Raw genomic sequence first — 6417 nt, 5'->3', positions numbered from 1 at the left:
TAAGAGACAGGGACGAGACGGAGGGGGGATCCGGTGATCATCATTTCGGGGATGTTGCGGGTGGATGCCGGTGGCCGGGACGCCTATGTGGAGGGGTGTCGGGAAGTCGTTGAGATGGCGCGGGCGGCGCCCGGGTGTCTTGACTTCGCGGTCTCGGCCGACCCTGTCGAGCCCGACCGGGTCAACGTGTACGAGCGGTGGGAGAGCGGCGAGGACGCCGAGCGGTTCCGGGGGGCGGGGCCCGAGCCGGAGCAGGCGGCGCAGATCCGGCACGCCGAGGTGATGAGGTATCTGATCTCGGGGGTCGAGGCGCCTTAGCGGCGAATGGCAGAGTTGAGGGGTGCGGGTTCTGATCCTCGGGCCGTTGGTCGTGACGGACCAGGGGCGCGACGTCGTCGTCGGCGGGGCCCGGTTGCGGGCGTTGCTGATCCGGTTGGCGCTGGAACCCGGGCGGACGGTCGGGGCCGAGGCGCTCGTCCAGGCGCTGTGGCCCGAGGGCGGTCCCGGCGTGCATGCGTTGCAGGCGCTCGTTTCGCGGTTGCGGCGGTGCCTGCCGGACGCGCGGCTGCGGTCCGTGCCCGGTGGTTACGTCCTGGACGTCGAGTCGGTTGACGCTCCGGAGTTCGAGCGGCTGGCGGGCGAGGGGAAGCGGGCGCTCCGGGACGGAGATGCTCCGGGTGCGGCGGCCCGGTTGCGGGAAGCGCTTGAGCTGTGGCGCGGGGACGCGCTGGTCGATGCGGCCGGGGTCCCCTTCGCCGATGCGGCGGCCGTCAGGTTGGAGGCGCTTCGGGTCTCGGCGGTCGAGGATCGGGTGGCCGCCGAGCTGGCCGCCGGGGCAGACCCGGTGCGGCTGGTCGCGGAGCTGGAGGAGCTGGCGGCGCTGCATCCGCTGCGGGAGCGGCCCCGGGCGCTGCTCATCGAGGCGCTTCACAAGGCCGGACGGTCGGCCGAGGCACTGGCGGTCTTCGAGCAGTTCCGGGGGGTGCTGGCGGACGAGTTGGGCGCCGATCCCGGCAAGGAACTACAGGCCGCCTACCTGGCCGTCCTGCGTGCCCCCCCAAGGGAGCGGGCGCGCGGCAACCTGCGGGTGCCGCCGACCAGCTTCGTCGGGCGGGAGAGCGAGTGCGCATGGGTCGCGCGGGCGCTCTGGGACGGGCGGCTCGTCACGCTGGTCGGGCCCGGCGGGGCGGGCAAGACGCGGCTCGCGGCGAAGGTCGGCGCCGATCTGGCCGGGCGGTTCCCCGGCGGGGTCTGGCTGGTCGAACTGGCCGCCGTCCATGATCCGGCCGACGTCCCCGGGGCGGTCGCGGGCGTCCTCGGGCTCCGGGACGGCACGCATCGGCTGGTCGAGGCGCTGTCCGCCGACGAGACGCTGATCGTCCTGGACAACTGCGAGCACGTCGTGGACGCGGCGGCCCGGCTGGCGGACGAGCTGCTCGGCGCCTGCCCCAGCCTGCGCGTCCTCGCGACGAGCCGGGAGCGGCTCGGTGTCGACGGTGAGGCGCTCTGCCCGGTCCCGCCGCTCGAAGCCGCGTCGTCCGCCGAGCTGTTCGCCGAGCGGGCGGCGGCCGTCCGGCCCGGGTTCGCGGCGGACGCGCGGGCCGTCGAAGAGATCTGCCGCCGCCTGGACGGGTTGCCCCTCGCGATCGAACTGGCCGCCGCCCGGCTGCGGTCGATGTCCCTGGAGCAGCTCGCGGCCCGGCTCGACGACCGGTTCCGCCTGCTGACCGGCGGGAGCCGGACGGCGCTGCCCCGGCACCGGACGCTCCACGCCGTCGTCGCGTGGAGCTGGGACCTCCTGGACGAGCCCGAACGCCGCTTCGCCGAGCGGCTGTCGGTGTTCCCCGGCACGATCACGCCCGAGACTGCGGCCAAGGTGACCGGCGCCCGCGATGCCCTCGAACTCCTCGACTCGCTCGTCGACCGCTCGCTCCTCCAGGGCGTCGACGGCCCGGAGCCGCGTTTCCGCATGCTGGAGACGATCCGCGAATACGGGCTGGAGCGGCTGGCCGCCGAAGCGGAGATCGGCAAGACGCGCGACGCGCACGTCCGATGCTTCCTCGAACTGGCCGAACGGGCGGAGCCGCACCTGCGCCGCCCCGAACAGCTGACCTGGATCCGGCTGCTCTCGGCGGAGCGCGACAACCTCCTCGCCGCACTGCAGCACGCCGTGGACGAGGGCGACGCGGAGGCGGCCGTCCGGATGGGCGCCGCGCTGGCCACGTTCTGGATGATCCAGGGCGACCACGCGGAGGCGGCGCGCCGATTGCGGCTAGCGCTGACGGTCCCGCGCCGACACCCCGTCCCAGGGGAGGCGGCGGCGCTGGGCGGTTACGTGTTCAACACCGTCATGTCCGGGGGCGACGCGCGCAACGACCCCCTGATCACCGATTACGCGCCGGCCGACCACCCGCTCGCCGCGCTGATCGAGCCGGCGGCGGCGCTGCTGAACGACGACCCGGCCGGCGGCGTCGCGGCCATCGACCGGCGGCTGCCCGAGGACGACCCCTGGACGAGGGCGGCGCTGCACCTGATGCGCGCCATGCTCAACGGCAACCAGGGTGAGATGGGGCAGGTGCACGCCGACATCGCCGTGGCACAGCGGGGGTTCCGCGAGGCCGGGGAGCGGGCCGGGCTGGCGCTCGCGCTGACCTTCGCGGCCGGGGCGCAGACGGTCGACGGGCGCTTCGACGAGGCGATCGAAGCGCTGGAGGAGTCCATCGGGCTGCTGCGCGAGCTGGACCAGGACGGCGACACGTCCATGCAGCGGGTGATGCTCGCCGTCGCGCGGGCCCACTCCGGCGACGTCCGCACGGCGCGCGCAGAGTTGGCCGCGATGGCCGCGCCGGGCGCCGCGACCCCGTCCCGCTACGTGGTGCACGTCCGGATCGCGCTCGGCGACCTCGCCCGCCACGCCGGTGACGCGGACGAGGCCGCCGAGCACTACGCCGCCGCCGGGCGCGACCTCGACCGCGTCCCGTCCTACCCCCAGTTCGGCTCGCTGCTGGAGGCGGCGCACGGCCAGATGGCGATCGGACGGGACGACCCGGCGGCGGCGCGCCGGCACCTGCGCAGGGCGCTCGCCCTCGCCGTCGACGCCCCCGACATGCCGATCGCCGCCGTCGCCGGATACGGGGTCGCCCGGCTGCGCGCCGCCGCCGACCCGGGCGCGGCGGCCGAGGCGCTCGGTGCCGCGTCCGTCCTGCGCGGCGCACCCGACGCGTTCAACCCCGACGTCGCCGGCCTCACCCGCCGCCTCCGCCGCGACCTGGGCGAACGCGCCTACCGCGACGCCTACGACCGGGGCCGGCGGCGGGACGTGAACGGCGCGCTCGCCCTGCTGGACGATCAGCTGCGGCGCCGGTAGGCGGCGACGGCGAGCGGCCCGAACATGACCAGGAACCCCGCCGACCACAGCAGCGTCGCCGTCGCCGGACCCGCGACCGGCCCGCCGACCAGCAGGCCCCGGGAGGCGTCCACCGCGTCGCTGACCGGGTTGACCTCGACCCACGCCTGGAGCCAGCCGGGCATCGTGTCCGCGGGGACGACCATGTTGGTGCCGAACGCCAGCGGGAAGATGCCGAGGAACGCCACCGTCTGCACGATGACCTCCTCCCTGATCAGGACGCCGATGAGCACGTTGGCCCAGCCCAGCGCGAAGCCCAGCGCCGTCGCCAGGCCGGTCGCCGCCAGCGCCGACGCCAGGTCCGTCTGGACGCGGAAGCCCATCAGGTAGCCCGTCGCGAACAGCACCACGGCCGCGACCACGTACCGGACCATGTCGCCGAGGACGATCCCGACGAGCGGCGCGGAACGTCCGATCGGCAGGCTCCGGAACCGGTCGAAGACACCCTTCTTGATGTCGGTGTTGATGCTGAGCCCGGTCGCCAGCATCCCGGCCAGCAGCATCGTCATGACCAGCACGCCGGGGAACACGTACTGCAGGTACGCACGCGTCGAGCCGGACACCGCGCCGCCGAACAGGTACACGAACAGCAGCAGGAACAGGATCGGCATGAACAGCGCGTCGCTCAGCACCCCCGGGCTGCGCCGCGTCTTGGTCAGGCTCCGCCCCGCGAGCAGCAGGCTGTGCCGGACGAGCCGGAACCGCGGCCGCGGACCGCTCGCCCGCCCGGACCCCGGCCGGGACACGCGCCCGGCCGCCGCGCCGGAGTCGGCGACCGTGCCCGCCATACGTGCTGCCGCCTGCGCGGAGACGACCTCCTGGTTCACCTCGCTCATGCCGCGGCCTCCTTCTCGTCCGTGCGGTGGCCGGTCAGGGTGAAGAAGACCTCGTCCAGGCTGGGCAGCCGCAGCGACAACTCGGTGACGCCGATCCCGGCGGCGTCGAGGCGGCGGACGGTCTCGGTGAAGGCGCCGTCCCCGTCGACCGGCACCGAGACGACGTCCCGGTGCGGCGGCTCGACCTCGCGTCCCGACACCGCGCGCAGGATCGCGGTGACCTCGTCCAGCCGCCCCGGGTCGCGCGGCCGGACGATGATCGTCTGCCCGCCCGCGACCCGCTTCAGCTCGGCGGGCGTGCCGGACGCGATGGCGGCGCCGCGGTCGATGACGGTGATCTCGTCGGCGAGGGCGTCGGCCTCCTCCAGGTACTGGGTGGTCAGCAGGACCGTCCCGCCGCCGTCGGTCATCGAGCGGATCAGCCGCCACGCCTCCTCCCGCCGTCCCGGATCGAGGCCGGTCGTCGGCTCGTCCAGGAAGATCACGGCGGGACGTCCGATCATGCTGGCGGCGAGGTCGAGGCGGCGCCGCATCCCGCCCGAGTACGTGGACACCCGGCGCCCGGCGTCGTCGGTGAGCTCGAACCGCTCCAGCAGTTCGGCCGCGCGGGCCTGCGCCTCCGCCTTCCGCATGTCGAGCAGGCGCCCGATGAGGACGAGGTTCTCCGCCGCGGTGAGGTCCTCGTCGACGGACGCGTACTGCCCGGTGAGGCCGACCAGCTCCCGCACCTTCGCCGCGTCGCGCACGACGTCCAGCCCGCAGACCTCCGCCCGTCCCGCGTCGGGACGCAGCAGTGTCGCCAGGATGCGTACCGCGGTCGTCTTCCCGGCGCCGTTGGGGCCGAGGACGCCCAGCACCGTCCCCGGCCGCGCCGCGAGCTCCACCCCCGCCAGCGCGGTCGTCTTCCCGAACCGTTTGACCAGGCCCTCGGCCTGAAACGCGTAACCCATGCCCCGGAGGCTGCCGGGCGCCGCTCACAAACCGCTCACACGCCGGCGCCCGGCCCCCGGCCCCCTACTCCAGGTCGAACTTGACCTTCTGCCCCTCGATCGAGGTCACCCGGATCGACACCGGCCCGACCTGCGCGCTCTCCCCGTTCGCGATCACGGCCGGCGCGGATCCGCCCGCCGACACCGTCACCCCCTCGTCGGAGATCCCCGAGACGGTGACGTCGACGTCGTTGATCTCCAGGGTCTGCCCGGCGCCGGTCACGGTCACGTGGCACGTGCCGTTGACGCACCGCTGCGTGTAGCTCTGGCACCCGCTGAGCAGCAGGACCCCACCGACCGCGAGTACGGCGAGAACCGGCACTGTACGTTTCACAAAACCCCCAATGTCGGACGATCTCGCATGTATCGATGCGCCGTCCGCCCACTCGGTTCCACCCCCAACTGGCATGAACCGGCCACCCCGAACCCCGAACTCACCGACGCGTCGCGACGTCCCACTCGGCCGACATCGAGCGATCAGGTGGGGAGGATTGCCTGGAGTACGTTCGGGGTGTCGGTCAGGTCGTTCAGGACCAGGTCGGCGCCGGAGAGGCGTAGGGCGGCGGCTGAGGTTGCGCCCGTGGCCACTGCCACTACGCGGGCGCCGCCTTCGTGGCCTGCGCGGACGTCGTGCGGGGTGTCGCCGATCAAGACCGTGTTGGACGCGGTGAAGGCGTTGCCGTACTTGCCGGACGCGCGCTGCTGGGCGAGGCGGACGAGGGGCGGGCGTTCGACGCCGTCCATGCCGTAGGCGCCCACGTCCAGGTCGAAGAGGTCGGTGAGGCCGAAGGCGGTCAGTTTGACGCGGGCTATCTGCTCCATGTTGCCGGTCAGGGCCGACTGGACCACGTCGGGACGGGCGGCGAGCGCCTTCAGGGCGGCGTGGGCGCCCGGCAGGACGCGGCCCCGTGCGGCGATCTCGTGGGAACAGGTCGCGAAGGTCTCGGCCAGGGCCGTCGTGAAGGACGCCAGGAGGGCGGGCGTCGGGTCTATGCCGTGGTGGCGGAGGGTTTCGGTGGTGATGGCCAGGTCGGTCCGGCCGGCCATGGCGGCGACCTTCTCGGGCGGGTCGCCGATGAGGCGCTCGAACACCGACGCATAAATGCCGGCGCTGACGCCGCCCGCTTCGATGAGGGTGTGGTCGACGTCCCAGAGCACCAGTGTCCGCACGGACGCATGGTAGGGC

At 73.8% G+C, this 6417-nt stretch carries 6 protein-coding genes; 2 read left to right on the top strand and 4 right to left on the bottom strand.

Annotated features, from left to right (window positions below):
* The first annotated feature begins 33 nt into the window (after positions 1–33).
* Positions 34–318 carry a putative quinol monooxygenase gene (locus E1284_RS18355; protein WP_131940477.1) on the top strand — a complete coding sequence of 95 codons (285 nt, stop codon included), beginning with the start codon at positions 34–36 and terminating at the stop codon, positions 316–318.
* A gap of 22 nt (positions 319–340) precedes the next feature.
* Complete coding sequence (locus E1284_RS18350) at positions 341–3367, top strand: ATP-binding protein (protein WP_131940475.1); 3027 nt, start codon at positions 341–343, stop codon at positions 3365–3367.
* Here the strand turns inward: E1284_RS18350 and E1284_RS18345 are convergent.
* From E1284_RS18345 to E1284_RS18330, 4 genes are all read right to left on the bottom strand, one after another.
* Positions 3349–4242, bottom strand: a complete 894-nt coding sequence (locus tag E1284_RS18345) for an ABC transporter permease (RefSeq protein WP_243714570.1) — start codon at positions 4240–4242, stop codon at positions 3349–3351. The genes E1284_RS18350 and E1284_RS18345 overlap by 19 nt on opposite strands.
* Complete coding sequence (locus tag E1284_RS18340; RefSeq protein ID WP_131940473.1) at positions 4239–5192, bottom strand: ATP-binding cassette domain-containing protein; 954 nt, start codon at positions 5190–5192, stop codon at positions 4239–4241. The genes E1284_RS18345 and E1284_RS18340 overlap by 4 nt, the downstream gene beginning before the upstream one ends.
* A 64-nt stretch (positions 5193–5256) precedes the next feature.
* Entirely contained in the window at positions 5257–5553 is a 297-nt protein-coding gene (locus tag E1284_RS18335) for a hypothetical protein (RefSeq protein WP_131940471.1), read from the bottom strand.
* 155 nt (positions 5554–5708) lie between these two features.
* A complete protein-coding gene (locus tag E1284_RS18330) occupies positions 5709–6401 on the bottom strand; it encodes an HAD family hydrolase (protein ID WP_207923829.1) in 693 nt (230 codons plus the stop codon).
* Positions 6402–6417 lie beyond the last annotated feature (16 nt).

The sequence above is a fragment of the Actinomadura bangladeshensis genome (assembly GCF_004348335.1).
In the GTDB taxonomy this organism is placed as follows: Bacteria; Actinomycetota; Actinomycetes; order Streptosporangiales; family Streptosporangiaceae; genus Spirillospora; species Spirillospora bangladeshensis.
The sequence above is the reverse complement of the archived record's forward strand: the minus strand, read 5'-3'. Positions and strand labels throughout refer to the sequence as shown.